General features: G+C 66.1%; 28 protein-coding genes and 1 pseudogene. 15 read left to right on the top strand and 14 right to left on the bottom strand.

The window, feature by feature from the left end:
* From H7J93_RS11845 to H7J93_RS11825, 5 genes are read left to right on the top strand one after another with little or no spacing between them, the layout of a single operon-like run.
* Complete coding sequence (locus tag H7J93_RS11845) at nucleotides 1–969, top strand: zinc-binding dehydrogenase (RefSeq protein WP_267306476.1); 969 nt, start codon at nucleotides 1–3, stop codon at nucleotides 967–969.
* Entirely contained in the window at nucleotides 966–1,709 is a 744-nt protein-coding gene (locus H7J93_RS11840) for an HpcH/HpaI aldolase family protein (RefSeq protein WP_267306475.1), read from the top strand. Before H7J93_RS11845 ends, H7J93_RS11840 begins: the two co-directional genes overlap by 4 nt.
* Nucleotides 1,706–2,428, top strand: coding sequence for an SDR family NAD(P)-dependent oxidoreductase (locus tag H7J93_RS11835; RefSeq protein WP_267306474.1), 723 nt, complete (start codon nucleotides 1,706–1,708; stop codon nucleotides 2,426–2,428). Before H7J93_RS11840 ends, H7J93_RS11835 begins: the two co-directional genes overlap by 4 nt.
* A gap of 4 nt (nucleotides 2,429–2,432) precedes the next feature.
* Nucleotides 2,433–3,941, top strand: a complete 1,509-nt coding sequence (locus H7J93_RS11830) for a flavin-containing monooxygenase (protein ID WP_267306473.1) — start codon at nucleotides 2,433–2,435, stop codon at nucleotides 3,939–3,941.
* 4 nt (nucleotides 3,942–3,945) lie between these two features.
* Complete coding sequence (locus H7J93_RS11825; protein WP_267306472.1) at nucleotides 3,946–4,872, top strand: alpha/beta hydrolase; 927 nt, start codon at nucleotides 3,946–3,948, stop codon at nucleotides 4,870–4,872.
* On the opposite strand, the gene H7J93_RS11820 is transcribed toward H7J93_RS11825, so the two are convergent.
* The gene (locus H7J93_RS11820) at nucleotides 4,859–5,338 is read right to left on the bottom strand and encodes an SRPBCC family protein (protein WP_267306471.1); all 480 of its coding nucleotides are present in this window, start codon (nucleotides 5,336–5,338) and stop codon (nucleotides 4,859–4,861) included. The two genes, H7J93_RS11825 and H7J93_RS11820, sit on opposite strands and share 14 nt — an antisense overlap.
* Before the next feature lie 16 nt (nucleotides 5,339–5,354).
* A complete protein-coding gene (locus H7J93_RS11815; protein WP_267306470.1) occupies nucleotides 5,355–6,008 on the bottom strand; it encodes a GAP family protein in 654 nt (217 codons plus the stop codon).
* Nucleotides 6,009–6,076: 68 nt separating this feature from the next.
* Here H7J93_RS11815 and H7J93_RS11810 point away from each other — a divergent pair, with 68 nt between their 5' ends.
* The gene (locus tag H7J93_RS11810; RefSeq protein ID WP_267306469.1) at nucleotides 6,077–7,240 is read left to right on the top strand and encodes an acyl-CoA dehydrogenase family protein; all 1,164 of its coding nucleotides are present in this window, start codon (nucleotides 6,077–6,079) and stop codon (nucleotides 7,238–7,240) included.
* Here H7J93_RS11810 and H7J93_RS11805 read toward each other — a convergent pair.
* Together H7J93_RS11805 and H7J93_RS11800 are read right to left on the bottom strand one after the other, a co-directional pair.
* On the bottom strand, nucleotides 7,237–8,169 hold the full coding sequence (locus H7J93_RS11805) for an LLM class flavin-dependent oxidoreductase (RefSeq protein ID WP_267306468.1): 933 nt from the start codon (nucleotides 8,167–8,169) through the stop codon (nucleotides 7,237–7,239). The two genes, H7J93_RS11810 and H7J93_RS11805, sit on opposite strands and share 4 nt — an antisense overlap.
* On the bottom strand, nucleotides 8,166–9,002 hold the full coding sequence (locus H7J93_RS11800; protein WP_267306467.1) for a MaoC/PaaZ C-terminal domain-containing protein: 837 nt from the start codon (nucleotides 9,000–9,002) through the stop codon (nucleotides 8,166–8,168). The genes H7J93_RS11805 and H7J93_RS11800 overlap by 4 nt, the downstream gene beginning before the upstream one ends.
* A 127-nt stretch (nucleotides 9,003–9,129) precedes the next feature.
* On the opposite strand from H7J93_RS11800, the gene H7J93_RS11795 reads away from it, so the two are divergent.
* Entirely contained in the window at nucleotides 9,130–10,050 is a 921-nt protein-coding gene (locus H7J93_RS11795; RefSeq protein WP_267306977.1) for an LLM class F420-dependent oxidoreductase, read from the top strand.
* Here H7J93_RS11795 and H7J93_RS11790 read toward each other — a convergent pair.
* Complete coding sequence (locus tag H7J93_RS11790; RefSeq protein ID WP_267306466.1) at nucleotides 10,034–10,648, bottom strand: TetR/AcrR family transcriptional regulator; 615 nt, start codon at nucleotides 10,646–10,648, stop codon at nucleotides 10,034–10,036. The two genes, H7J93_RS11795 and H7J93_RS11790, sit on opposite strands and share 17 nt — an antisense overlap.
* 64 nt (nucleotides 10,649–10,712) lie before the next feature.
* On the opposite strand from H7J93_RS11790, the gene H7J93_RS11785 reads away from it, so the two are divergent.
* Nucleotides 10,713–11,624, top strand: coding sequence for a metal-dependent hydrolase (locus tag H7J93_RS11785; RefSeq protein WP_267306465.1), 912 nt, complete (start codon nucleotides 10,713–10,715; stop codon nucleotides 11,622–11,624).
* 3 nt (nucleotides 11,625–11,627) lie between these two features.
* Nucleotides 11,628–12,740 (top strand): hypothetical protein, encoded by a 1,113-nt coding sequence (locus H7J93_RS11780; RefSeq protein WP_267306464.1) that lies wholly within the window; start codon nucleotides 11,628–11,630, stop codon nucleotides 12,738–12,740.
* Nucleotides 12,741–12,830: 90 nt separating this feature from the next.
* Here H7J93_RS11780 and H7J93_RS11775 read toward each other — a convergent pair whose 3' ends face one another.
* Nucleotides 12,831–14,663 (bottom strand): acyl-CoA dehydrogenase, encoded by a 1,833-nt coding sequence (locus tag H7J93_RS11775; protein WP_267306463.1) that lies wholly within the window; start codon nucleotides 14,661–14,663, stop codon nucleotides 12,831–12,833.
* Nucleotides 14,664–14,769: 106 nt separating this feature from the next.
* The gene (locus H7J93_RS11770; RefSeq protein WP_267306462.1) at nucleotides 14,770–15,447 is read right to left on the bottom strand and encodes a DUF427 domain-containing protein; all 678 of its coding nucleotides are present in this window, start codon (nucleotides 15,445–15,447) and stop codon (nucleotides 14,770–14,772) included.
* Nucleotides 15,448–15,541: 94 nt separating this feature from the next.
* On the opposite strand from H7J93_RS11770, the gene H7J93_RS11765 reads away from it, so the two are divergent.
* On the top strand, nucleotides 15,542–16,969 hold the full coding sequence (locus H7J93_RS11765; protein WP_267306461.1) for a WS/DGAT/MGAT family O-acyltransferase: 1,428 nt from the start codon (nucleotides 15,542–15,544) through the stop codon (nucleotides 16,967–16,969).
* A gap of 114 nt (nucleotides 16,970–17,083) precedes the next feature.
* Nucleotides 17,084–17,617 (top strand): hypothetical protein, encoded by a 534-nt coding sequence (locus H7J93_RS11760; protein ID WP_267306460.1) that lies wholly within the window; start codon nucleotides 17,084–17,086, stop codon nucleotides 17,615–17,617.
* Here the strand turns inward: H7J93_RS11760 and H7J93_RS11755 are convergent.
* Nucleotides 17,614–17,877 carry a DUF2631 domain-containing protein gene (locus tag H7J93_RS11755; RefSeq protein ID WP_267306459.1) on the bottom strand — a complete coding sequence of 88 codons (264 nt, stop codon included), beginning with the start codon at nucleotides 17,875–17,877 and terminating at the stop codon, nucleotides 17,614–17,616. The two genes, H7J93_RS11760 and H7J93_RS11755, sit on opposite strands and share 4 nt — an antisense overlap.
* An 89-nt stretch (nucleotides 17,878–17,966) precedes the next feature.
* Between H7J93_RS11755 and H7J93_RS11750 the strand changes: the two genes are divergently transcribed.
* Nucleotides 17,967–18,800 carry a mycofactocin-coupled SDR family oxidoreductase gene (locus tag H7J93_RS11750; protein WP_267306458.1) on the top strand — a complete coding sequence of 278 codons (834 nt, stop codon included), beginning with the start codon at nucleotides 17,967–17,969 and terminating at the stop codon, nucleotides 18,798–18,800.
* Here H7J93_RS11750 and H7J93_RS11745 read toward each other — a convergent pair.
* Nucleotides 18,793–20,085: a cryptochrome/photolyase family protein gene (locus H7J93_RS11745; RefSeq protein ID WP_267306457.1), complete on the bottom strand. Its 1,293-nt coding sequence runs from the start codon at nucleotides 20,083–20,085 to the stop codon at nucleotides 18,793–18,795. The two genes, H7J93_RS11750 and H7J93_RS11745, sit on opposite strands and share 8 nt — an antisense overlap.
* Before the next feature lie 39 nt (nucleotides 20,086–20,124).
* Between H7J93_RS11745 and H7J93_RS11740 the strand changes: the two genes are divergently transcribed.
* Together H7J93_RS11740 and H7J93_RS11735 are read left to right on the top strand one after the other, a co-directional pair.
* Nucleotides 20,125–20,997, top strand: a complete 873-nt coding sequence (locus tag H7J93_RS11740; RefSeq protein ID WP_267306456.1) for a TIGR03619 family F420-dependent LLM class oxidoreductase — start codon at nucleotides 20,125–20,127, stop codon at nucleotides 20,995–20,997.
* Nucleotides 20,998–21,019: 22 nt separating this feature from the next.
* Nucleotides 21,020–21,439, top strand: a complete 420-nt coding sequence (locus tag H7J93_RS11735; RefSeq protein WP_267306455.1) for an ester cyclase — start codon at nucleotides 21,020–21,022, stop codon at nucleotides 21,437–21,439.
* Here H7J93_RS11735 and H7J93_RS11730 read toward each other — a convergent pair.
* The gene (locus tag H7J93_RS11730; protein WP_267306454.1) at nucleotides 21,432–21,875 is read right to left on the bottom strand and encodes a nitroreductase family deazaflavin-dependent oxidoreductase; all 444 of its coding nucleotides are present in this window, start codon (nucleotides 21,873–21,875) and stop codon (nucleotides 21,432–21,434) included. The genes H7J93_RS11735 and H7J93_RS11730 overlap by 8 nt on opposite strands.
* Nucleotides 21,868–22,728 carry an NmrA family NAD(P)-binding protein gene (locus tag H7J93_RS11725; protein WP_267306453.1) on the bottom strand — a complete coding sequence of 287 codons (861 nt, stop codon included), beginning with the start codon at nucleotides 22,726–22,728 and terminating at the stop codon, nucleotides 21,868–21,870. The genes H7J93_RS11730 and H7J93_RS11725 overlap by 8 nt, the downstream gene beginning before the upstream one ends.
* A gap of 80 nt (nucleotides 22,729–22,808) precedes the next feature.
* On the opposite strand from H7J93_RS11725, the gene sigI reads away from it, so the two are divergent.
* Nucleotides 22,809–23,663, top strand: coding sequence for an RNA polymerase sigma factor SigI (gene sigI, locus H7J93_RS11720; protein WP_267306452.1), 855 nt, complete (start codon nucleotides 22,809–22,811; stop codon nucleotides 23,661–23,663).
* Between the two features lie 75 nt (nucleotides 23,664–23,738).
* Here sigI and H7J93_RS11715 read toward each other — a convergent pair whose 3' ends face one another.
* The 3 genes and pseudogenes from H7J93_RS11715 to H7J93_RS11705 all read right to left on the bottom strand — a co-directional run bounded on the left by H7J93_RS11715 (nucleotide 23,739) and on the right by H7J93_RS11705 (nucleotide 26,939).
* Nucleotides 23,739–24,317, bottom strand: a complete 579-nt coding sequence (locus tag H7J93_RS11715) for a fasciclin domain-containing protein (RefSeq protein ID WP_267306451.1) — start codon at nucleotides 24,315–24,317, stop codon at nucleotides 23,739–23,741.
* An 89-nt stretch (nucleotides 24,318–24,406) separates the two neighbouring features.
* Nucleotides 24,407–26,137 (bottom strand): cytochrome c biogenesis protein CcdA, encoded by a 1,731-nt coding sequence (locus H7J93_RS11710; RefSeq protein ID WP_267306450.1) that lies wholly within the window; start codon nucleotides 26,135–26,137, stop codon nucleotides 24,407–24,409.
* Nucleotides 26,138–26,261: 124 nt separating this feature from the next.
* A pseudogene (locus H7J93_RS11705) lies at nucleotides 26,262–26,939 on the bottom strand (fasciclin domain-containing protein).
* Nucleotides 26,940–26,951: the final 12 nt, after the last annotated feature.

Raw genomic sequence — 26,951 nt, 5'->3', positions numbered from 1 at the left:
GTGTGGGCATATCGACTCGTTGCGCCCTATACCTTTGAGCGCCTGGTTGTTCCCGCCAAGACCGCTGACGATCTCGGTGACCGTCAGGTGCTGCTGCGCTTCATGGCGGCAGGCGTCTGCGGCAGCGACCTGCCGCCGTTTCGTGGGGTGCGCGGGAAGATCGCCGGCGACACCGGGCTGAACGCGGCCGAAATGGTCGGCTTTCCCGTCCACGAGGTGGTCGGGGAGGTGCTGGCGAGCCGTCACGACGACCACCGGGTCGGCGACCGCGTCGTTGGCTGGGCCTCGGGCTTCGACGGTCTGATGGGACTCGTGGTGGCCGACGGCGACGGGCTGGCGCCCTACGATCCCGCGCTGAGCCCGGCCCACGCCGTCGCCCTGCAGCCACTCGCGTGCGTGCTGTATGCGTTGGAGCAGCTCGATGCGCTGAAGGGTCAGCACGTCGCCGTCATCGGACAGGGTTCGATCGGGCTGTTGTTCTCCTATGCGGCAAAGGCTCTGGGGGCGCGCCACGTGACCGGTGTCGACCCCGTCGACCGTGACGGCGTCGGCAAGGAATTCGGGGTGGACTCCATCGTGCGTGCGACCAGCGACCGGTGGGTGAGCCACCTGGAGCCCAACGATCGGCCGGACGTCGTGATCGAGGCGGTCGGTCATCAGGTCGCGACCCTCGGCCACGCGATCGACGCTGCAGCGCCGGGTGGCACCGTGCTCTATTTCGGAGTGCCCGACGACGACAGCTATCCGATCAGCATGCGTGCCATGCTGCGCAAGAATCTGACGCTCAAGTCCGGCGTGACACTCGAGCGCCGGCGAGTTCTGGCCGCCGCCAACGAGTTTGCCAAGGACCATCCCGAGCTGTTGGCGGCCTACGTCACCCACACGTTTGGTGTCGACGACGTGCAGTCGGCGTTCGATCTGGCCTGCCGGCCGGTGCCCGAACGCGTGAAGATCGCGATCGCCGAATGACCAGCAGGTTGCAGGACGCCCTCGCCGCGAAGCGACAGATCTGGGGCGGATGGGTGGTGGGGCCGACCATCATCGGGCCCGAGGAGTTCGCCAGGGCGGGCTACGACTACGTCGGATTCGACGTCCAGCACGGCTATCTCGACGAGGCCGACGTCGCGCTGCTGCTGCGACGGCTCGAGCACGTCCCGATCGCCACCGCGGTGCGGCTGCCGTCTGCGGATCCCGCGCCCATCGGTCGGGTGCTCGACGCCGGCGCCGACGCGGTCATCATCGCCATGGTCGAATCGGCGGAAACGGCCGCCGCCGCTGTGGCCGCAACCCGGTACGCACCCGCGGGTGTGCGCAGCTACGGACCGCTGAGTGCGAGCCTCGGTCTCGATCCCGCCGCGCACGAGGAACGCGTCAGTGTGTTCGCGATGATCGAGACGGTGCGGGGAGTGTCGGCGCTCGACGAGATCTGCGCCGTCCCCGGGCTGTCCGGCGTGTACGTCGGCCCCGCCGATCTGGCGATCTCGCTGGGGCACACCCCGGCACAGGCATGGAGCGAACCGTCGGTGCGCGACGCGATGGAACGGATCCAGGCAGGCGCGTCCTCAGCCGGATTGGTAGCAGGTATTCACGCAGGCTCCGGAACCCACGGAAAAGCCATGGCCGAATTGGGCTTTCGCATGATCACGCTGACATCGGAATCACAGGCGCTGCGACGTGGCGCAGCCGCACACCTCGAGGAGGCGCAGTGACGTCGGCGACCCGCGTCGCCCTGGTCACCGGTGCGGCCCGCGGGCAGGGCGCGGCGATCGTCAAACGGCTGTTGTCGGACGGCTTCCGGGTAGCGGCGTGCGACCTGCTGGTCAGTGAACTGAAGGCGGGCGTCGACGAGCTCGGTAAGGATGTACTCGCCGTTGAACTCGACGTCACGTCCGAAGGGCAGTGGGGCAGCGCGGTGCAGCAGACCGCCGACCGGTTCGGCTCGCTGACCACGCTGGTCAACAATGCCGGTGTCCTGCACCGTGCTTCGCTCGCCGACGAGACCGCTGCGGGATTCGAGAGCAGCTGGCGGGTGAATTGCCTCGGGCCGTTCCTGGGGATCCAAGCCGCACTGGAGCACCTGCGGCGGGCCGACGGCGCGGCGATCGTCAACACCTGCAGCACCGGTGCGATCCGCGCATTCCCCAACCACGCGGCGTACGGTTCATCGAAGTGGGCTTTGCGGGGCCTCACCCAGATCGCGGCCGCAGAGCTTGCACCATCGGGTATCCGTGTCAACGCCGTGCTGCCCGGACCGGTCGAGACTCCGATGCTCGACGCGGCGACGCAGGCGCGACTCGCCGAGAAGGGCCGGCTCGGGACACCGATGGAGATCGCCGACGCGGTGGCCTTCCTGGTATCCGATCACGCCTCGTTCATCACCGGATCCGAACTCGTCGTCGACGGCGGGCAGTCCTTGCAGATCGGATGAACTGATGGCGAAATCGCTCTCGGTGGGAATCATCGGCGCCGGCCCGGGCGGTCTGGCGCTGGGAATCTTCCTGAGAAAGAACGGGTTCGACGACTTCACGATCTTCGACAGGGAAGACGGTGTCGGCGGCACGTGGCGAATCAACACGTACCCCGGGCTGGCCTGCGATGTGAAGTCGCACCTCTACTCGTACTCGTTCGACCTCAACGCGCACTGGTCGCGCCTCTGGTCCGCGCAACCGGAGATTCTGGAGTATTTTGAGCGCTGCGCCGAGCGCTATCAGCTCGACAGACATCTGAAACTCCAGACTGAGATCGCTTCGGCCAGTTGGGACGCCGAGACCAGAACGTGGCAGCTCATCACCACGGCAGGCGAGTCCTACACCTTCGACGTGGTGGTCTCGGCGGTCGGTCTGTTCACCCAGCCGGTGCTTCCCGATCTCGTCGAGGAGGAGCCGTTCACCGGGACGCTGATGCACACCGCGCGGTGGGACCACTCGGCCGATCTCGCGGATGCGCGGGTGGCCGTCCTCGGCACCGGGTCGACGGCGGCACAGTTGATCCCCGAGGTCGCGAAGGTGGCCAAGAAGGTGTACTCGGTGCAGCGCTCGCCGACGTGGATCCTGCCCAAACCCGACCGTCCCTATACCGATCGGGAGAAGTGGCTGTTCGCTCATGTTCCGTTCGCCAAGAAGGTCTATCGGACGCGGCTGTGGCTGCGTAGCGAGTCCAACATCGGCGTCATCGAGAACGGCAGCGACAAGACCCAGGAGTTCCGGGACATCGCCCTGCGCACCCTCGAAGCCGCGGTGCCGGACGAGGAGTTGCGGCGCAGGCTGACTCCCGAGCACCCGTTCGGCTGCAAGCGGTTGGTGTTCGCGACCGACTACCTACAGACCCTCACGCAGTCGCACGTCGAGGTGGTGTCGAGTCCGGCCAAGGCGCTGCGCTCCCGCTCGCTGGTGACCGCCGACGGCCGCGAACTCGACGTCGACGTCGTACTGTGCGCGACGGGTTACGCCGCAGCGGACTATCTGGGTCAGATCGACGTCGTCGGTGAAGAATTCACCTCTTTGCGTGAGACGTGGAGCGACGGAGCGTATGCGTATCTGGGCATGGCGGTCCCGGGCTTCCCGAACTTCTTCATGCTGTACGGCCCGAACACCAACGTCGGCTCCAACAGCGTGATCTTCATGCTGGAGGCGCAGGCTCACTACATCGTGCGTGCCCTGAAGTACATGCGGCGCAAGCGTAAGTCCTACGTTGCGGTGCGCACCACGACGATGACGGATTTCATCGCCAGGATCGACGAATGGATGCAGGGCACCGTGTGGTTGACCCGGTGCAGCAACTACTTCCGCGCGCCCAACGGTCGGGTCGTGACCCAGTGGCCGCGCAGCGCGCGGGCGTTCTGGGGGATGACGCGTCGCTTCCGGCCTGCCGAATACACCTTCGAACCTCCCGCGCGACTGCCCGCCGTCGAGGTGGGATCCCACAGCACGGCGAACCGGTAGTGCCATGGAGGCGGACTTCGTCGCGCGACTCGACCCCGCGCTGCGTCACCTGGCGGAGGCCAGAACCGACCTGTCGCCGACCGTGCTCGGCGTAGTTCGCGACTCCCTGAATCAGCGCCGCGCCGACGCCGCGCGAGACGTCAACACCGCCGGGGTGGAAATCGACGAGCACGACATGGGCGCCGTGCCAGTGCGCATCTATCGAGGCGCGGCAGCTCCATCACCCGTGGTGATCTACTGCCACTCAGGGGCTTTCGTGCTCGGCAACCTCGACACGGATCACCGGCAGTGCGTTCAATTAGCCCGGCAGGGCGGCTGCACAGTCATCTCCGTCGACTACCGGTTGGCCCCCGAACACCCGTACCCCGCGGCGCGCGACGACGCGATGACGGTGCTCACCGGGGTAGCCGAGAACGCGACCGAACTGGGTGTGGACACCGGCAGGATCGCGGTGGCCGGCAGCAGCGCCGGTGCGGCACTCGCCGCACGGCTGGCACAGTGCGCGGCCGAGGATGCCGCGCCACCGGTCGTGTTCCAACTGCTGCACCAGCCCGTGCTCGACGACCGCCCGACGCCGTCCAAGGACGAATTCGTCGCCACCCCCGGGTTCGACCGACCGGCGGTCGAACAGATGTGGCGGCACTACGTCGGCGACGGATCTGTGCCTGCGGACGCCGCGCCCGGCCGGGCACCCGAGTTGTCCGGTGTCGCAAGCGCGTTGATCACCTGCTCGGAACTCGATCCCTTGCGAGACGAAGCCGTCGACTATGCGCGCAGACTGATGGAGGCCGGCGTCGCGACCGAACTCCACGTCTTTCCCGGCACCTGCCACGGGTTCGACTCGCTGCTGCCGGAGTGGGAGACGAGCCGCCGGCTGTTCGAGATGCAGGGAGCGGCGCTGCGGAAGGTGTTCTCGGCTACGTCGCAGTGAGTTCCCGCGCCACCGCGGCGTGATAGGCGTCGATGTGGGCCGGATTGACCATCCGGAAGAAGCCGTCGGTGAGCGGTGCGTGCCGGTAGGCCTCGATGGTCATGGTCCGGCGGAAGAGCGTTACGCCGTCACCCGGCGCCGTGAAGTGGTACTCGATCGTCATGCGGCCCTCGAGCCCGCCCTCGCCCTGACTGTCGTGTCCCAGGCGCCCGACGGAGCTGAACACGAACAGGCTTGGCCGTACCGCCATCGCCAGCTGCCAGGTGAAGACGCGATCCTTGGCGGGATCGGGATGGGCCTCGTCCCAGGTGTCGCCGACCTGCAGCGGTAACCGGTCCGGCAGGTTGCGGATATCTGGACCGCCGGGGTACGTCTTGGTCCAGTTGGCGGGATTCGTCACGAAATCGTAGATCGCATCCGGCGGTTGGCTGAATGCCGTTTCCGAGCTTGTGGTGACGATGCCCAAGGTCTTACTCCTTCGGTTAGAGTCCGATGATTCCGGTGAACAGCAAGGCGATTCCGGCAGCCAACAGGATGACGGCGGTGACGTGTCCGTTGTGGTGGTGCAGCCACTTTTTGAAGCGGGAGAGCTGCTCGTGGGTGCGTGCGCCGACCGCTGCGTAGGCGAGTACCGGAACGGCGACCGTCGAACTCGCGACGGCGGAGTAGTACACGACCGCGCCACCTGCGCCGGCGATGCCGACGCCCGCAGTGCCGATCAGCAATCCGGCAGCAGCGGTGGCGGCCAGCATCTTCGGATTCGACACCACGAGCAGTATTCCGATCGCCGCTGCGCCGACGGGCGAGAGCCGGTCGAGCCTGGCCAGCCACGCTGGCTCCTCGGTCATCCGGTCCCGTCGCAACCAGACCCACACGCCGATCAGCACGAGTACGACGCCGAGAACGATGAACACACCCGGCGAGGCAGGCCGGTTGAGGCTGCCGATGAGGCGCGGCGCCTGCAGGACAGCCACCGTCACAGCGGCCAGGGCAAGCAGTCGGCCAGCCAAAAATGCCCAGCCGTTTGCCTGGGCGCGGTCGGTGTGGAGGACGAGAAAAATGGCGACGATTATCGAGAACGGTGATACCGCGACCACCATCGCCGGCGCCAAAAGCTGGCTCAACACTGACCACATCGGACGAGACTCTACAGACAGACTCGGCATGACTTTACAGATGGGCGAGAAAGTGTCACGCTCAACTGGTGGATTTCTCACACGTCGAACTGCCGGACGAGGACCGGGCGTTTCAGCACGACCTGCGCAGCTTTCTGAAGGAGATCGTCACCGACGAGGTCATCGAGCGGGACCGGCAGACAGGCGAGAACTTCGACGAAGGCGTGCACCTGGCGCTGGGCGAAGCCGGATATCTGGCAAGCGATTTCAAGGACGAAGCCGACGGCGGTTTCTCGCGCCTACGCCGTCGTATCTGGAACCTCGAGATCGGCCGCGCCCACACACCGTGGTTCCACTGGGGCACGACGGCGATGGTTGCCAGGGCCGTGCGGGACTTCGGATCAGAGGAATTAAAAGCTGAGGTGATGGAGCGGGCGTTGTCGGGGCAGGTCCGGCTCTGCCTGGGTTACACGGAGCCCGAGGGCGGATCCGACGTCGCCACCTGCAAGACGCGGGCGGTGCGCGACGGGAACGGATGGATCATCAACGGCTCCAAGATGTTCACGTCCAATGCGCAGAACGCCCAATACGTCTTCCTGATCACCAACACCGACCCCGACGCGCCCAAACATCAGAGCCTCACCATGTTCCTCGTGCCGCTGGACTCGCCGGGTGTCGAGATTCAGCCGCTGCGCACCGTGGACGGCGACCGCACCAACATCACGTACTACAGCGATGTGCGCGTCGACGACAGGTACCGGATCGGTGAGGTCAACGGCGGCTGGGCCGTGCTGCGGGAAGCGCTCAACGACGAGCACGGCACGATCGATCGGGGTGACGACGGCCTGGACAAGATCGCGGCGATGACCGAACACGTGCTGCTGCTCGCCGAGGCCATCGACGGGGTGGCCGCGAAAGCACCGCACGATGACGCGGCGCGATACCGGTTGGGGCGCAGCATCGCGCGGATGGAAGCGGCGATGAGCGCGCCGGGGATGTTCGGCAGGGTGGCGATCGCACAGACCATGCGTGACCTGACCCCGGACCTGATGGACCTCCTCGGGACCGAATCAGCGCTGCCCGTCGGGACTTCGGGCGCCGCCGACGACGGGGGAGCCGAGTACATCTTCCGGTTGGCCGGACCCACCGGCATCTACGGCGGCACCCTCGAGGTGTTCCGCAACATGATCGCGCAACACGTGCTGGGCCTCGGCCGCCCGGCCTATGCTGCGCCGGTGGCGAAGACCACTTAGAGTTTCGCGATCACCTCGGCCGCCAGCAGGTCGAGCGTCTCGTCGGAGCCGCGGTCGTGGGTGAACAACACGATCTGGCCGAACCCCAGTTCCTTCAATTGGTTCAGTCGGTCGACGATCTGCGGCGGTGTTCCGATCAGGCCGCCCTCCCGGAGTCCGAATGCCGGCATGCCGAAACGCTTCTCGGCGAGCTGTCGCACCGTGGGCAGTGACGCGTCGTCGGCCGCCAACGCCATCACCGCCTCGATCGACATGACGATGGTCGACGGGTCACGGCCGACCTCGTCGCATATCGACCGCAGCACGGAGATCTTGTGTTCGAGCTCGCCGAGCGCATAGGTGGGGACATTCCAGACGTCGGCATAGCGTGCCACCAGCGGTAGCGTGTACTTCTCGCCGACCCCGCCCACGACGACCGGTGGTCGGGGCTGCTGCACCGCCGATGGCTTGATCGGCATGTCGCGGACGGTGAAATGCTTTCCGGCAAAGTCGATCACCTCGTCGGCGAACGCCTGATGCAGGATCTGCAGCGTCTCGCCGAGACGCTCGGAACGCTCGGCGAACGTGCCCCACGGCAGCCCGAGGCGGGAGTGCTCGTCCTCGATGGAGCCGCTGCCGATGCCGAGCGCAAGCCTGCCTCCAGAGATCTGGTCCAGCGTCGTCGCCATCTTGGCCAGCACCGCGGGATGGCGGAACTGGTTGCACAGCACCATATGTCCGATCCGAATGCGTTCGGTGCGGCTCAGCAGCGCCGTGGCCAGGGTCCACGCCTCCATCGACGGATAGTCCGGCATGCCGGGCGCGTAGAGATGGTCGTAGAGCCAGACCGAGTCGATGCCCAGCTGCTCGCAGCGCTGTGTGCGGTGAAGGACCTCGTCGTAGGTGAAGCCCATCTGAGGCAGATAGACACCGATCTCCGGCCTTCTCATTGCCGCAGCTCCAATCTTCCATGGGTGATGGTCTTCGTCCCGTCAGTCTCGGCCTCGAACGCGAACGAATGCTGTGAGATGCCAAAGGCATTCACCGTCAGGTCACAGTTCAGCGGGGTGGGTGCGGCGAACCGCACGGCGACGCGTCGAACCCGGCCCGGGTCGTCGACACCCAGGAGGCCGAGCACGCGGTGGGTGCAGATCGCCATCGTGCACAGGCCGTGTGCGAACACGAAGCCGAAGCCGGCCTCGCGGGCCAACTCGATGTCGAAATGATGTGCGGCCCAGTCGCCGGACAATTCGGCGTAGCGGCGCGTGATGTCTGCTTCGATGTGATGACTGGCCGTGCCGAGTGGGCGGGCGCGCGCCGCATCCGGGAACCGGTGCCCGGCCGGCGTCGTACCGAGGTCCGCCATGCCGTGCAAGCCGAGCAGCATCATCGTCCACCATTGTTCGACGACGACAGCCCCGTGCTCGTCCACCTGGTCGAAGTGCATCACCACCTGGGTGCCTGCCCGCGTCGTCCGAATCGCTGAAATCTGCGACCAGGTCTCCAGCATCTCGCCAGGACGTAGCGGCCGGTGCAGCACGATGTCGTGCTCGCCGTGAACGCCGCCGCGGGCACCCTGGTACGCCGCATGGGGCAGGTCTGCCCGCGCGACCTCATTCGGGGCGAAGACCAGAAGCACCGGGAACACCGCGGGCACCGCGCCGCCGTCGAGCACGGCTGCCGTGCGGTCACCTGTCACAGCGGCATAGCGGGCGATGGTCTCGGGGTCCAGGCGCCCGGTGAACGGGCCGTGCCGGACGGCGGCCACGCCCAACTCGCTCATCCCGGGTGACCCTTCTGCCGTGAACTCTGTACTTTCGGTGGTTCGCATGGTAACGACATTCTCAGAAATCGAGAAGATTGTTCTGGTGTTGGATGTGCGGCTCGGCCGCGCGGAAGCGGAGCACTACATGCGGTTCACGTTCACCCACCCGATGCACAGCCATCCGTACAACCCGGAGCTGGTGACCGGCTCGGGCATCGCGACCGTCGCAGCGGCGGCCGAGGCGGCCGGCTTCCACGGCTTCGGGTTCACCGATCATCCGGCGCCGTCGCAGAGATGGTTGGAGTCCGGCGGGCACGACGCGGTCGACCCGTTCGTCGCGATGGGTTACGCCGCGGCGCGGACCACGACACTGCGGCTGATCCCGAACATCGTCGTGTTGCCGTACCGCAATCCGTTCGTGGTGGCCAAGGCGGGAGCGACGCTCGACCTGCTGTCGGACGGCCGGTTCACGCTCGGGGTCGGCGTGGGCTACCTGAAGCGGGAGTTCACCGCGCTCGGGGTGGACTTCGACGAACGTGCCGCGCTGTTCGAGGAGGCGCTCGAGGTGATCCGGGGGATCTGGACCACCGACGACTTCTCCTACGAAGGACGACATTTCAGCGCCAAGGGCATCACCGCACACCCGAGGCCCGTGAGCACACCGCATCCGCCCATCTGGATCGGCGGCAACACCTCCGCGGCGCGTAAGCGTGTCGTCGAACACGGCGACGGCTGGTGCCCGTTTCCCGCACCGGCGATGCTGGCGCAGACCGCGCGCACCGCCGTCATGGATGCCGAGACCCTGGTCGACGGGATCGAGGATCTGCGCCGCAGGTTCGACGCCGCCGGCCGGGACTTCGCGGGCATCGACATCACGTTCACCAACGCCGAGGGTGGCAGCCCGGGCGACGACGACTTCAACGCCGACGCCTATCTCACCGGTCTGGAAAAGCTTGCGGCCGCGGGTGTTACGTGGGTTCAGGTCGGGATGCCGGGCGACAGCCTGACGCATGTGCTGGAGACCATCGACCGCTTCGGCAGTTCGGTGATCAAGGCCGCGGGCTGAGCGCGGGCGCGATCCATCGGCGCAGATAGGCCCGTAATTGTGCGCCGGTGCGCGGGGGTTCGGCGGGCGCGATGACCATCGATTGGATGATGCGCAACAGGAACTCGACGAGTTCGTCGATGTCGGTTTCGGTGTATCCCAGCGCCGCCCAGTCGATTCGGGTGTGCTGCAGGATGACCCGGCATCGTGCGATCACGACGGGCTCCAACATGCGTCGGCTGAACTGGTTGGCCCGGTCGTTCTCGAGCAACAGGGTCAACAAGGGCTGTTCCGGCAGCTGCTCGATGATGTACGCGACGACGTCGACCATCTGGTGTGCGACGTCGTCGAACTCCGAGGTGATGTGTTCGATGTTGGCCACGAAGCCGTTCAAGGCGACGTCGGCCGCGGCGAGAAACAGTTCCTCAGTGTTGGCGAAGTAGCGGTAGACCGTTCGTCGGGTGATGCCAAGCGAGTCGGCGACATCCGACAGTGTGGTCTGTGCGGGGCCTTGGCGTTCAATGCAGGTCAGCGCCGCGTTGATGATGCGCTTACGGGCATCATCATCGTCCGCCGGCGGTGCGCCCGCCCAGCCCTTGCGGCCCATTGACTCCTCCACGCCGGCCGGTTAACAATTACACATGATACACGTGATGTCTCAATGTGTAATGAGTGGGTGAGTCGTGACCGAGCTGGAAATCCGGCGACCCAAGTTCGACTTCACGGCGGACGTGCCGTGGATGTGGAACCCCACCAGCCCCGCGTTCTCGTTTTCGATGAACGCGACGTCGATGATCGCGATCGGATTCGAGCAGATGATCGTCGCCGCCGTGCAGGAGGCCCGGCCACTCATCACCGATCCCGCGGTGGACGTCGAGGCGATGGCGTTTCTGCGTCAGGAGGCGCAGCACTCGAGCACGCACCGCAAGCACGTCAACGCACTCATCCGGCACTACCCGGGGCTGCAGGAGACCTTCGACGAGATGCTCGCGAGCTTTGACAATGTCACGGCGACAAGGCCGTTGGAGTTCCGGCTCGCCTACGTCGCCGACACCGAGGCGACATTCACGCCCAGTTTCAAGATGATGCTCGACAACGAGCGCACCCTGTTCCGGCCCGGCGACGAACGGGTGGCGTCACTGTTTCTCTGGCACTTCGTCGAGGAGGTCGAACACCGCAGCTCGGCGCTGATCATCTACGACGCCGTCGTGGGCAAGCCGTGGTACCGCATGCGGATGCTGCCGGGGATCTTCAAACACCTCCTCGAAGTGGCGGCGATCATCGCCAACGGCGTGAACAAGCACGTCCCGCTCGAGGATCGCAAGGTCGACGCGCGAACTTTCCTGCCCACGTTCCGAATTCGTAATGCGCTGCGCCAGAAGCTGACCTTCGGCGGACGCGACGGGGTGGCGCCGGCATTCAGCAGCGTTGCGCCCAAGGAAAAGGCCGTCGCGGCGGCACGTGTGCTGCTGAGCCAGACGCCGTTCCACAATCCGGCGCACGAACCGCTGCCGGAGTTCGCCGACCAATGGTTCGCCAGATGGGACCGCGGCGAGGACGTCACACGTTGGTATTCCGCGGAACGCGCGGGGTGAATCATGGCCGCACAGTGCTACGAGGTCTTCGACGATATCGCCAATGCGCTAGGTGATTTCACCTGTCAGAACGCCCCCGCCGTCATCCATCTGCGCAATCCGTTCGCCTTGTCGAACTCGACGCTGCCGGTGCTCGAGTTGATGATGGTGGCGGGTGCGGTGTTCGCACTGCTGTATTCGATCCACCGACTGCGGCGATACGGTGACCCGATCAACCTGGCGTTGTGGGTCGCCACCGTTCTCTATCTGTTCGTCATCGAGATTCCGTTGTACTTCCCGAACGTGTTCGGGATCGAGGAGTCCCTGGGAGTCGTCTTCGCGCACAACGTCTTCACTGTGCAGTTCCTGTTCGAGCGGTTACCGCTCTATATCGTGGCGCTCTACCCAGCGGTGGTCACCTTGGCCTACGAGATCGTTCGCTCGCTCGGGGTGTTCCGCGATCGCGGCATCGTGGTGGGCGCTGTCTGCGTCGGCTTCGTGCACCACTGCCTCTACGAGGTGTTCGATCAACTCGGACCTCAATTGCGATGGTGGGCTTGGAATACCGACAACGCGATCAACTGGCCGATGCTCGCTTCGGTCCCGATGACCAGTGTCTTCATCTTCGCCACGCTCGGCCCGGTGGTGGTGACGCTGCTCGTCCTGCTGTTGACGGGCCGAGGTCGACGACGTGGTTGGGGTCTCGCGTGGCGCGTCGGGGTCGCCGGGGTGCTGACGCCCATCGGTATCGCGGTTCTGAGCACCCCGTCCTCGCTGTTCAGCGGGAAGGCCACCGCGCAGGCGATCGTGTTCTCGGTCGAACTCGTCATCGTCGCCGCCATCGCCGTTCCGGTGCTGATCGGGCAGTGGTCGCGAGTGCGGGGCGACCGCGATGCGGCGCCCAGTCCCTTCGTGCGAATCTTCGGGCCTGTTTACCTCGGCGTGCTCGCCGTGCTGTGGATCAGCGCGCTGCCCGCGTATTTCGCTGCTGTCGACGGTGTGACAAGCGATGGCACGCCGACGGGAAGCCTGCTGTATGCCGTGGTGAGTTTCGTGGTGGCGGCGCTGTGCGTCGGTGCAGCCGTCTCGATCCGGCCGCGATCGACGTCAGTGGTGGCCGCCGGCGTCGGCGGCTGAGCGCGACACCCGCTCCTCTGAATCGAAACTGCTGAGAGAGCGTGGTTTTCCGCGAAACGGCGATCTCCCCGCAGCCTCGGCGATCAAGAGTTAGAACGACGCCTCCGGCAGCCGCATGATGTCGTCGTCGACCGTCTCCACCGTCGCGCGCACAGTGCTGATCCTAGGCAGCATGTTCGACGCGAAGAACATCGCGGTCGCGATCTTGCCCTGATAGAAGGCCTCGTCACTGCCCGACGCGCCGGCCGCCAGCGCCGCGTGCGCGACGTCCGCCTGCGCCAACAGCCGCCACCCGATGATCAGGTCGCCGACGGCCATCAGGTAACGCACCGACGACAGGCCGATCTTGTAGATCTCGGACGGCTGCTCTGAGGCCGCCATCAGGTAACCGGTCAGCGCGGCCGTCATCGCCTCCACGTCGCCGAGAGCGACCCGAAGCAGTTCCGCCTGCGGTTTCAGTGCGGCATCACACGTTTCGATGGTCTTGCTGATCTGCGCTGACACATGCGCCAGCGCCGCGCCGTTGTCGCGGAAGATCTTGCGGAAGATCAGGTCCAGCGCTTGGATGGCAGTCGTGCCCTCATATAGCGAGTCGATCTTCGCGTCACGGATGTACTGCTCGATCGGGTAGTCCTGCAAGAACCCGGACCCGCCGAGCGTCTGCAGCGACTCGGTCAGGATCTCGTAGGCCCGTTCGGAACCGACACCCTTGACAATCGGCAGCAGCAGATCGTCCACGCGGTGCGCCAGATCCGGGTCCGCGCCCGAGACATGTTGGGCGACATCGTTGTTCTGGTGCGCCGCGGCGTACATGTACAGCGCTCGCAATCCTTCGGCGTACGCCTTCTGGGTCATCAGACTTCGCCGCACGTCGGGATGGGCGATGATCGCCACCCGGGGCGCGGTCTTGTCGGTCATCTGGGTCATATCGGCGCCCTGGATGCGCTCCTTGGCGTATGCCAGCGCGTTGAGATATCCCGTCGACAGTGTGCCTGCCGACTTGACGCCGATCGTCATCCGCGCGTTTTCGATCACCGTGAACATCTGCGCGATGCCGTTGTGGACATCGCCGACCAGATAGCCGACGGCCGGAACGCCGTCAGCGCCGAACGTCAGCTCGCACGTCGGCGACGACTTGATGCCCATCTTGTGTTCCAGGCCGGTCACGAAAACGCCGTTGCGAGCGCCGAGTTCGAATGTCTCGGGGTCGAAGAGGAACTTGGGAACGTAGAACAGGCTCAGCCCCTTGGTGCCCGGCCCCGCACCCTCAGGGCGTGCGAGCACGAGATGGAAGATGTTCTCCGCGGTGTCGCCGACGTCGCCGCCGGAGATGAAGCGTTTGACGCCCTCGATATGCCAGGTGCCATCCGGTTGAGCGATGGCTTTAGTGCGGCCCGCCCCGACATCGGATCCGGCGTCGGGTTCGGTCAGGACCATGGTCGCCGCCCAGCCGCGCTCGACACCGACTGCGGCCCAGCGCTTCTGCTCGTCATTGCCTTCGATGTACAGCGCGTGCGCCATGGTCGGTCCCAGCGCCCACCAGAAGGCCGCCGACGAGTTGGCGACGAGCAGCATCTCGTTGACGGCCCACACCAGAGGCGCCGGCGCAGGCACTCCACCGATTTCCTCCGCGAGGCCGATGCGCCACCAGTCGGAGTCCTTGATCGCCTGAATGGACTTGGCCAATTCGCCGGGGACGCTGATGGAATGGGTCTTCGGGTCGAACACGGGCGGATGACGGTCGGCGCTGGCGAACGATTCCGCGACAGGTCCTTCGGCGAGCCTGACGACCTCGTCGAGCATGGTGCGCACGGTGTCGGTGTCGAGGTCGCCGTAACCGCCGGAATCCAGGACCTCTTCGAGTCCGAGCACCTCGAAGAGGTTGAACTCGATATCGCGCACGTTGCTGATGTAGTGCCCCACAGCTGTTTCCCTTCGCTCTAGCCGATGGAAGTGTGGCTGAGCAGGGGAAATGTACGCAACCGTAACTTACGGTGCCGTAGGCGCAGGGGACCGATACACGGTCACCTCACGCTCGCGGCAGCTGCGCCACCACCTCGACACGTTCGGGGTCGAAGCTGAAATAGCCCTTGATGGGCAAGGTTTCGGGTAGGGGTTCCTCGTAACTCCAGGCGACATCGGCGACGACGTCGTCACCGTTTACCGCCGACCAGTAGGTCGCGTAACCCTTGTAATTGCAGTAGCTGGTTGTCGGTGAGCGCTGTAGCAGGTCGGTGCGCACCAGCGACGGCGCGACGTAGAGGCGGGGTTCGAGCGCCGTCTCGAAGACGATCATTGTGTCCGACGTGTCCACCAGGACCTCGTCGCCGAGTGTGACGCGCAGTGCGCGATCGGTCGGCCTGCAGTCGACGCGGTGGTACGGATTCGGCGGGTAGTGAACGAGGCGGCGGCCTTCCTCCAGCCAGGTGTCGACCGCGTCCCACGGCACCTGGACGTATCCCGGCGCCTCGGCGACCGGCTCACTGAGCAGCTCCCCGATGTCCTCTGGAATGAATGCATAACTCAGCGGTCGGTCAGGTCGATGCACCAACAGCGCCCGCTCGGTGTCGATCACCGCGACACCGTCGCGCAAGGCCTGGACCCGTCGCGGATGAGGTTCGACGAAGACGCTGCCTACGGCCAGCGGCGGGGTAAACCATCCGGCAGGATGGGTACTCAGCGGACCACGCCCGGTGACGAGACTCATGAACCCAGCTTCACAAAGTCTTGAACAAGTGTCATTTCTTTGCCGAAGGAATGACGACATCACCGAGTGGGGAAGCTGCGGGGAAGCGGGGGACATGAAACGACTCAACGGCGTCGACGCCTTGATGCTGTACAGCGAAACGCCCGAAGTGCACATGCACACGCTGAAGATCGGGATCCTGGATGTCTCGGGCGTCGACGACTTCAGCTTCGAGATGTTCCGGCGTATCGCCTATCCGCGGCTGATGGCGTTGACGCCGCTGCGCTATCAGCTCGTCGACATCCCGTTCAAGCTTCACCATCCCATGTGGGTGGAGAACGACGACATCGATCTCGACTACCACCTGCGCCGTGCGCGTGTGCCCGCCCCCGGCGGCAGGCGTGAACTCGACGGCATGATCGGTCAGATCGCCAGTACGCCGCTGGACCGCAGCCGCCCGCTGTGGGAGATGTATCTCGTCGAGGGCCTGGCCGACGACCGGATCGCGATCGTGCACAAGGTGCATCACGTTCTCGCCGACGGGGTCGCGTCGGCCAATCAGATGGCGAAGGCGCTCGAGTCGGCCGACATCGCGCACGCGGTGCCGCCCCGGCTGGAGGGCATGCCCGGCACCAGGGCGCGGCTGCTGGCCGCCGCGGGCCGCGATCACGTCGGCCTGATCCGCAAGCTGCCCCGGCTGGTGAGCGAGACCGCTGCGGGCGCCTCCCGGGTCCGACGGCGAGCCAAGGAGCGCGGGGCCCACCCGGAACTGGCCCGCAACTTCGCGCCGCCGCCGTGCTTCCTCAACCACGTGGTGACACCGGGGCGGCGGTTCGCGACGGCGCCGCTGGCGTTGGCGGATGTGAAGGAGACCAGCAAGCACCTGGGCGTGACGTTGAACGATGTCGTGCTGGCGACGGTCGCGGGCGCGCTGCGCCGTCTGCAGTTGCGCTACGACGGGCATGCCGACTCGCCGCTGCTGGCAGGGGTGCCGGTGAGCACCAATCCCTCACGAGAACGGTTGGCGGGCAACGAGTTCACCTATATGACCCCGTCACTGCCCGTGCACATCGACGATCCGCTGGAGCGGGTGCGGCTGACCGCGTTGTCCACTGGCATCGCCAAGGAGAATCACCAGCTGCTAGGGCCTTCGGTGCTGCCCGCGTGGATGTCCTACCTGCCGCCGGCGATGGCGCCCGCGATCTTCCGCCGCCAGGCCCGGCGGGTGGAATCCGCGAGCGTGTTCAATCTGACGGTCTCGAATGTGGCAGGCCCCCGCGATCGGGGGTCCATCGAGGGCGGCATGGTCACGGAGATCTATTCGGTGGGGCCCGTGGTCGCGGGCAGCGGGATGAACGTCACCGTCTGGAGCTACGTTGACCAGCTCGCGATCTCGGTGCTGACCGATGACAGCACCCTCGCCGACCCGCACGAGGCGACCGACGCGATGATCGCCGCGTTCGTCGAGATGCGGGAGGCCTCCGGACTGCCCGGCGAGTTGACCGCGGTGGGGGCCGTCCTACCGATGGCCGTGGCGAGCTGACATCGCACTGACCTGCTGACGCTTTAACTGGGCCTTTACAAATTGTGGGAATTCGTCAGGTCGGCCCGAAAACTCATCCTTTACAGATCATCGGGAAAATGTCACGCTGCATAGGTGCCTCTGCCGCTCAACGAGTCGAACCCCATCGGGGGCCGCTGCTACCAGCTGACCGTGGTCGCCTGCAGTGTTGCCGACGTGGTCGGATCGGCAGGCGGGTGGATGTGTGACAGGGCGAGGGCCGGATGGGACGTCAAGGTGGTGCTCACCGACGACCACGAAACTCGGCCCCTCGCGATCCTGGGTGCATCGCCACTGGAGGTCGACGCAGAGTTGCTGGACGTGATCAAGACGGCATCACGCGACGGCGCGCTGGCGATCAGCACCGCTGCCCTGGCCGACGATCGAATCCGCGCGGGCGTGGTCGGCGCCGTGGAGAGCGGCATGACCCACGTGACCGTGTGGGGCGAGGATTGGCCGACCGACTTCGGTCGTCAGGCAGACCCGGTCGAGCACCAGCTGAGTTCGGCGGCCCGAGCGTTCAAGGCGCACGCCCTAGGGGCGGCGCGGGCGTCGAACGGCCCGGTCACGGGCACCGAGACGCTGTTCAGCCTCGGCCCGGACGCGCTGCGCCCGTTGTATTCCGTCTAGCGGATCCAGCCGCGGCGACGCAGCCACCAGTCGCGCCCGACCAGGACGAGGATCAGCGTGGCGAAGCCGATCAGAAAGGCATCTTCGACGTGTCCCACGTGGTTGCCACGCAGCATGGCCAGCAGGAACGCCGCAGCGATCAGCCCGCCGATGTGGATCAGCTTGTGGTTCTCCTTCGACCAGCCCCATTCGGCGGACGGCACATCTTCGACGTCAACGTTGTTGCTGACGGTGCGTCGTTCGACCTCGGTGGTGGCCACGCTTGCTCCTCATGGTGGGCGGACAACTGCCGACATTCTGGCATACGGGTGTTAGGGAGGTACTACACACGTGCGTAGGGTCTTGCGTCATGACTGATCAGTTCGAGGGCAAAGTCGCGTTCATCACCGGCGCTGCGCGGGGGCAGGGACGGGCACACGCCGTCCGGTTCGCCGAAGAGGGCGCCGACATCATCGCGGTGGACCTGTGCGACCAGCTGGACAGCGTCGCGTATCCGATGGCGACCCCGGAGGACCTCGAGGAGACGGTCAACCTGGTCGAGAAGACCGGGCGCCGCATTGTCGCCGAACGCGCCGACGTCCGTGATCTGGAGCGGCTCAAGGCAGTTGTGGCCAACGGGGTGGCCGAGTTCGGGCGGATCGACTTCGTCCTTGCGAACGCGGGGATCCTGCCGGCCGCTGGGGAACAGGGCACCCAGATCGGAGCGTTTGTCGACGCGGTGAACGTGATGCTCAACGGTGTCTACTACACGATCGTTGCCGCGCTGCCCGCGATGTTGGCGCACGGCGAGGGCGGGGCCATCGTGATCACCAGCTCCGCAGCCGGTTTCAAGCCGGTGACCGTCGACTTCGGCACGGCCAGCCACGGTGCGGCCGGATACACCGCCGCCAAGCACGGCGTGATCGGCATCATGCGCCATTTCGCAATAGCATTGGCCGAGAAGAATATTCGCGTGAACACAGTGCATCCGGGCGGCGTCGCCACACCCATGATCTACAACGAGGCGATGGCGGAGTGGTCCGTCGAGCATCCGAACTTCAGTCCGTCGCAGCAACCCCTGCTGGCCAACCCGCCGGTCGAGCCCGAGGTCATCAGCGACACGATGGTCTACCTGTGCGGCGCGGCGGGCCGGTATGTCACGGGGGTGGCGTTGCCGGTCGACGGCGGGCAGATCGTCAAGTGATCTGCCCGTAGCGGCGCAGGGCCTCGGCCCGCTCGGTCTTGTGGTCGACGATCGGCTCCGGGTAGTCCTCATCGTCGACGTCGGGGACCCACCGGCGCACGTAATCACCGTGGGGATCGAACTTCTCACCCTGTGTCGTCGGGTTGAACACCCGGAAGTACGGCGCGGCGTCGGTGCCGCAGCCCGCTGCCCACTGCCACCCGTGCTGATTGTTGGCCATATCGCCGTCGACCAGTTGGTCGAGGAACCAGCGCGCGCCCCACTGCCACGGCAGGTGCAGATCCTTGACCAGAAACGACGCCACGATCATGCGCACCCGGTTGTGCATGAAGCCGGTCTCCGCCAGCTGCCGCATGCCGGCGTCGACGATGGGGTAGCCCGTTCGGCCCGCCTTCCACGCATCGAACAATTCGTGAGCGTGCTCGTCGGTGTCGACCTGGATCTTGTCGAAGGACGGGTTCCAGTTCCACCACGCGCTGTTGGGCCATTCGTTGAGAACCGAGGCGTAGAAGTCCCGGAACGCCAGTTCACGCAGGTACGCCTGCGCGCCCGCGCTCTTTCCGAGGTCGGCCGCCATGGTGCGCGGGTGGATGGTGCCGAACTTGAGGTGCGCCGACATCCGACTGGTGGCGGGCAGGTCCGGACGGTTGCGATTCTCGTCGTAGCCGTCGAGTTGCTTCTGCACGAACGATTTCCAACCGCGCCTGGCCGCGCTCTCTCCGGCCGGCAGTTCCAACTCGATCCCGAGATCCGGGATCGCCACCGCGCCGCGCACGTCATCGGGGTCGATCCACTGCGCGGATTTCGGGCCCGTCGATGCCGGCGGCCGCCAACCGTGTCTGCGCCAGGCGGCGAAGTACGGGGTGAACACCTTGTAGGGCGTGCCGTCGTCCTTGGTCACTCTGCCCGGCGACACCAGATAGGGCGATCCGGTGGCCTCCAGCGGGATATCGCCCAGCGCTTCGCGAACCGCGTCGTCGCGCCGACGTCCGAACGGGGCGTAGTCGCCGGACACGTGCACCGATGTCGCACCGATCGCCTTGGCCAATGCCGGTATTCGTTTCTCCGGACGGCCGCGGCTTACGTGCAGCCGCCCGTCGAGGCTGTCACGCAGATTTCGAAGGGCGTCGTACAGGTATTGCAGCCGGCGCTGCCCCGACGATGCCGTCAACCGGGGGTCCAGGACATAGCAGGCGAGGACCTCGCCGTCGGGGGCGGCCGCGTCCAGCAGGGCGGGCAGGTCGCGCAGCCGCAGATCGCGCCGGAACCACAACACTGTGGGCATGTCATTGATGCTGCCCGAATTTCCCTGTAGAGAAACAGGATGCAGTTCTGGTCCGGCACCCCGTTCATGAAGACGTCAGAAATTCTGCCCGTGGCGAGGATGCTCGACGAGGCCGGCTATGACGGCATGGTGTGCGCCGACCACCTCATCTATCCCCGCAACCTGGCGTCGCCGTACCCGGATCACCCCAGCGGGAAGCCGCCGTGGCCCCCGGAGACGGCGTGGCCGGACTGCTGGGTGCAGATCGGCGCGATGGCCGCGGTCACCAGTCGGCTGCGCTTCTCCAACGCCGTATACATTGCGCCCGCGCGACCACTGCTGGAGGTGGCCAGGCAGGTCGCCACCGCCGCGGTGCTGTCGCAGAACCGGGTGTCACTCGCCGTCGGCGTCGGATGGATGCGGGAGGAGTACGAGCTGCTCGGCCAGGACTTCGCCACCCGCGGCAAGCGGCTCAACGAGATGATCCCGGCGCTGCGCGCGATGTGGGCCGGTGGCTGGGTGTCGTGGAGCGGCGAGCACTACCACGTGCCCGAGATGATGATCGAACCTCATCCTTCGGCGCCGGTGCCGATCCTCTGCGGAGGTGAATCGGATGCGGCGTTGCGACGCGCGGCCAAGCTCTGCGACGGCTGGGTCGGCTACGCGTACGGCTGGGACGATGCGGCGGACTATGCGCGAAAGCTCACCGACCTTCGACGCGAATACGGAAGGGACGGCGAACCGTTCGACATCATGCTGGCCTTGATGGAGCCACCGACACCGGATCTGTACAAGCGCGCCGAGGAGATCGGCATCACCGCGGTGATGTGCAGCCCGTGGGGTGGAGTCGACACGTCGGGAACCGACGTCGAACGTTACCGCGAGCCCATCGAGCGGTTCGCCGAGAACATCATCGAGAAGGTGCGCACATGAATCGCCCGAAACGAGTGACGGTATGAGCTTTGAGCGTGACGAGGTCTGCGATCTCGTACACAGCCTGTACGGCGCGATCGACCGACACGATTGGTCGAGGCTACGGGCGCTGGTGTCACCGCGGGTGGTCGTCGATATCGGTGGCGCCGGGCCTGTCGGGTGGGACCAGTGGATGGGCCGGCTCGAGGAGTTCGCCGCCGGCTTTCCCGACGCCCGTCATGAAATCGAGGAGGTTCTCGTCGACGGGTCCCACGGAGTCTCCCGCTGCCGGTTCGTGGGCACGCACACGGGTGACTTTCGGGGCATCGCGCCGACCGGTGTCCAGGTGTCGATATCCGGGATCCACATCGACCGCTTTCAGGGCGACATGCTCGTCACGCATCGTGGCCAGCTGGACATGCACGCGCTCTACCAGCAGCTGCAGGCCAACCCGGCTAGTTGACGGGGTCGATCCGGAACACCGCCAGCTCTCCTGCGAGCGCTTCGAATTCCTCCTGCGTGCCGTCGCGCACCAGACCCGAGCGCTTGGCGAAGCCGACCCCGACCGGAACCTTCACCGCGAAGCTGCGCAACACCGGCCCGGCGTCCTGCGGACTGAGCTCGACGATCTTCACCGTCCGCGACTTGCGGCCCCGGGTGAGGGTTCCCGCGCCTGCCGCGCGGGCATTGGCGGCCCAGTCCGCACCGGGATAGCCGGCGACGGTGTAGAGGCCGCCGTCGTGTTCGAACGGTGTCATCGGTGTGCTGCGCGGCTTTCCCGACTTCCGGCCCGGCACCGTCAAGATCTGGGACGGCCCCGCAGGGATGCCGGCCTTCTGAATCGCCTTGACGAAGCGGTTCATCGGCTTGAGATACCACGGTGGACGACGATCAGACATGTTCGTTCCCTTGATTTTTCGTGAACAGTTCCTGGTGTGCCGAAACCTCGTCGGCGAACGGCTGGGCTGGGCGGCCGAGGATCTTCTCGACGTCGTGGGTCACCAAGGCTGGTGTGTCGACGGTCGCCGCGAGCAGGGCGAGGTAGGCGTCGGCGAATTCGGGCGGGAAGTTGGCCGCGACGAAGTGGCGCCGTACCTCCTCGGCGGGTATCTCGCGGTAGGACAGCCGTCGCCCGAGAACGCCGCCGATGATCTCGACGAGTTCGGTATTGGTCAGGCTCTGGGGGCCGGTCAGCGGAATCTTCTGTCCGACAAGCTCGTCGGTGAGCAGAGCGCGCGCGGCGACCGCGGCGATATCGCTTTCGGCGATCGGGGCGGTCGACGCCGTCGCATACGGACCGCTGACAACGTCGCCGGCCGCGATCTGCGGTGCCCACATGCCGACGAAGTTGGTGACGAACACCGTGGGCCGCAGGCTCACCCACTCGAGGCCGGAGTCGACGGCGAGCTGTTCGACCTCCTTGTTGCGATCGCCGCGGAATCGCGACGGTTGTCGGGAGAAGTCGTCGTCGGCGTTGATCGCGGACAGGGCGACGAGTCGGGTGATGCCGGCCCGCCGGGCCGCTCGCACCAACGAGGTGAGGTCATCGCCGAGTGCGCGCGAGTTCAGGAACACCGCGGACGCCCCGGCGAGACCGTCGGCGGCCGAGGTCACCACCTGAACCTGGGCGGGAAGATCCGCAGAGTCGGGATCACGGGTGACCGCGCGGACGTCGGCCCCCGCATCGACGAGTTGCGAAACCAGAGGGCGGCCGACGTTGCCGGTGGCGCCCGTGACAAGAATTGCGTTCATGCCACCAAGGACGACGCGGCGTCGCGGAAAGTTACACGTCGCCGTCGTAACTTTTCGCCGCCCTGTTTCGTCTACAGATCATGAGTAATGCCGAGGGCGTTGACGTCGCATGGCGCAGCCACCGTCCGTACCTGGTGAATCTCGCTTACCAGATGCTGGGCGACGTCGGTGACGCCGAGGACGTCGCGCAGGAGGCGTTCCTGCGGTTGGCGCGCACGGATGCGGCGCAGATCGACGACGTCCGCGCGTGGTTGACCGTCGTCGCCGGTCGGCTCTGCCTGGACCAGTTGCGTTCCGCCCGCGTCCGGTACGAAAGGCCCGACGAGACCGGCGAACTCGATGTCGCCGCCGCCGCGGACCTGGAGCCCGCCGATCGGGTCACCCTCGACGACGAGGTCCGCACGGCGCTGTGGGAGATGTTGCGCCGACTGAGTCCCGCCGAGCGGGTGGCCTTCGTGCTGCACGACGTATTCCAGATGCCGTTCACCGAGATCGCCGAAACAGTCGGCCGGCCCGAAGGCACATGTCGGCAACTGGCCAGACGTGCGCGAGCGAAGTTCTCCGATGCCTCACCGCGCGTCGCCGACGTCAGCGACACCGAACATCAAGCAGTGGCCGAGAAGTTCATCACTGCGTGTGCGAACGGTGACCTGCAGGCGTTGACGGCGGTGCTGGATCCGACGGTGTGGGGTGCGGGCACCCTGCTCGGCGATGGGGCACCGCCGCCGCAGGTGAACCACGGGCCGCACGATGTCGCCGTCAATCTGTTGCGTTACCTCGGGCACGGCGCCACGTTGGTCACCGGTCCGGCGGGACAGCCGGCGCTGCTGGCATTCATGAATCGCCGGCTGTTCGCGGTGCTGGTGCTGACGGTGCGCGACGGCCTGGTCTGCAAGATCGAGGCGACTGTCGATCCGTCCGCCGCCAGGCGCTGACCGGACTACGGCAGGGAAGGCGACCCGCGCTGGGGGTAACGCGGGCCGCCATCCTGGTTCAGGTTGTGCCGCAGATCAATTCGACGGCGGCATCAGGACGGTGTCAATCATGTACACCGTCGCGTTGGCGGTCTGCACGCCGCCGCAGACCACGGATGCGTTGTTGACCTTCAGGTTGTTGCCCTGGCCGCTGACCGTCACGTCGGCGCCCTGCACCGTGGTGTGCGTGCCGGCGATCTGCGCGGGCGCGGCCTGCCCCGGCACCACGTGGTAGGTGAGGATGCTTGTCAGCAGTGGCGCATCGGTCTTCAGCTTCTCGATGGTCGCGGGATCGATCTTGGCGAATGCGGCATCGGTGGGTGCGAACACCGTGAACTCGCCGCCGTTGAGCGTGTCGACAAGGTTCACCTGCGGATTCAACTGCCCGGAAAGCGCTTTGGTCAGCGTGGTCAGCATCGGGTTGTTCGAGGCGGCCACCGCGACGGGATCCATCGCCATGCCCTGGACGGAACCCGGCCCGGTCGGTACCTGCTGCGCGTAGGCCGAACAGCCGGTGCCCACCAATTCGGCTTGCGCGGTCGTCGCGGTGCCGAGAGACAATCCGACCGCGGCAATCGCTGCGAACCCAACCCCCAGAGCCTTCTTTGCGTGCATGAGATCTCTTCCTTTCGTTGCGAGCGGCCGATGCCGCCTCGTTTTTCCTTCGTTGGCTATTCGGAGCCGATGGCGATGCGGATGGGTCATCAGCCATAGGTGAACGAAAAGACCTGTAGGCCAGCAGGTACCGCGACCTCGAGCTGCCCCTGCGCAACCTCCGGATCGCCGACTATCTGGTGCAGAGTCGGCGGGCCGCTGATGGGTACCTCGGTGGTCTTGCCGTTGCGGGACACCGTCAGGGTGCCCTCGCCGCCTGCGACGATGTAGACGTCCTTGGCGTGGTAGTTCAGCGCGATGGCCGACTCGCCGCGCGACGTCGCGCCCTGATAGTCGAGCGTCCAGTCACCGTTGAGCGCGAAGCTGTCCTGCCGAAGTTGTTGCGGAAAAGTGAAATTCGATGTTCCTTCGTCGTAACGACCGGTTCCGCCGTAGTTGACGACCTTGCCCACGCTGAGGTACGTCTCGGGTGTCGTCTCAACTTGAGGTGTGGTGTCCTCGGCGTCGACCGGGGGCGGCAATTGTGCGCCAGGGTTGGCATCGGCGAGCAACTGGCGGATGAGGCGCTCGGTGGTGTCGTAGTCGCCTTCCCCGAACTTGATGTGGCGCACCGTGCCGTTGGCGTCAACGAGGTACTTGGCCGGCCAGTACCGGTTGCGGTAGTTCGTCCACGTCGAATAGCCGTTGTCCAGCGCCACCGGATAGGTGATGCTGAGGTCCCGGGCGCCAGCTGCCACGTTGCCCTCGACGCGTTCGAAGGCGTACTCCGGGGTGTGCACGCCGATCACCTCGAACCCGAGATCGCGGTAGGTGTCATACCAGTCGACGATGTGGGGCGCGGCGCGCTGGCAGTTGATGCACGAGTACGCCCAGAAGTCGATGAGAACGACCTTGCCGCGCAACGACTTCAGATCGACCGCGGCGCCGTTCGGCGTATTCAGCCACGCGGTGATGTTCTTGATGTCGGGCGCGGTGCCGCAGCTCTCCAGCTCGGGTGCGCCGTTGGTGCAGTTCTCGAGTTCCCGGTTCTGGTCGTTGACCAGCCCCGCCAGGTTGAGCTTCTCGCGGATCTGCTCGTCGCCACCCACTCGCTCTTGCAGTGTGCTGGTGTAGTCGGGGATCGCGCGCTGCAGCGCGGCGGGGACGTTGAACGCCAACGCGACGGCCAAGAGGATCGTCACGACGCCCGCGGTGATGCGGATCTGGCGCTGACGGCTGCGGAATGCCGCCACTCGCTCAGCGACGCGACGGCCGGCCAGGGCGAAGAACAGCAGCGGCAGCGCCGCACCGACGGCGAACGACAGGGTCAACACGATCGTTGGTATGCCGATGGTGCCGGTGGCTCCCGCGATGACGATCGCCGCCAACACCGGTCCCGCGCAGGGCACATAGAGCACGCCCAGCGCCAGCCCGAGCCCGAAACCGCTGCTGCCGGAGCCGAACTGCTTCTGCGGCAGCTTGGAGAACGGCTTCTCGAGGAGGGCTTCGAACTTGGGGAAGATCAACCCGACGCCGATCAACACCAACGCGATCAGCGCGACCCACCGGATCGCGTCCTGCGGCAGGTGCAGCAGCGACAGCAGCGCCGAACCCGCCAACGTCACGACGCTGAAACTCAGCACCAGGCCGGCGATCACGCGGTACGGCCGCAGCCTGTCCGACAGTGTCGGCTTGGTCTCGAGCGCGACGCCGCCGGGGGAGGCGTCGGCACGAGCGCTCTGCGTGCCGGAGAAGAAGATCACCGGCAGGACGGGGAGGATGCACGGCGAGATGCCGGTGATCAGTCCGCCGAGAAAGCCGATCAATGCAAGCGTGAACATGGGCGTCCCTTATGTGGGCGAGCAGACGCAAAAGTCCGGAAAAACACGGCGTGTCGGGGACTTTTGCGTTCCCCTACTTCGTGTGGGCCCAGCTCGCGAGGAGAAGTGAGAAGTGAGAGGTGGCCTAGTTGGCCGGCGGCATCAGAACTGTGTCGATCATGTAGACGGTCGCGTTGCCGGTCTGGACGCCGCCGCACACCAGTCCGGCGTCGTTGACCTTCAGGTCGGGCCCGGCTCCGGTCACCGTCACCGCGTCGCCCTCGAGCGTCGGGTGCTCACCGGCGACCGCCGACGGGCTGGCCTGACCCTCGACCACGTGATAGGTCAGGATGCTGGTCAGCAGGTCCGAATCGGTCTTGAGGGTTTCGATGGTGGCCGGATCGATCTTGGCGAAGGCGTCGTCCGTCGGCGCGAACACCGTCAGCCCCGGACTGCTGTTCAACGTGTCGACGAGGTTCACGTTCGGATTCAGCTGACCCGACAGCGCCTGCGTCAGCGTCTTGAGCATCGGGTTGTTCGACGCCGCGATCGCCACCGGGTCGGCGGCCATGCCGGTCACCGAGCCAGGCCCGGTCGGCACCTGCTCGGCGTACGCCGCGCAGCCGGTACCCACGAGGTTCGCTCAGGGGTCGGCCATCGGAGTGGCATTTGGCGCTGCGGCGACGGGCGATGCGGGCTCCGTCGCGGCCGACGTGGTCGAACCGGCCTCCGTTGAACTGTCACTGGAACACGACACTGCGCCGAACATCGCGAGTGCACCCAGACCGGCGGCGGCGATTGCCTTGCGGTGAACTGTTCTCATTGCTGTCCCCAT

The organism is Mycobacterium barrassiae (assembly GCF_025822765.1).
In the GTDB taxonomy this organism is placed as follows: domain Bacteria; phylum Actinomycetota; class Actinomycetes; order Mycobacteriales; family Mycobacteriaceae; genus Mycobacterium; species Mycobacterium barrassiae.
This window is presented reverse-complemented; position numbering and strand designations above follow the sequence as displayed.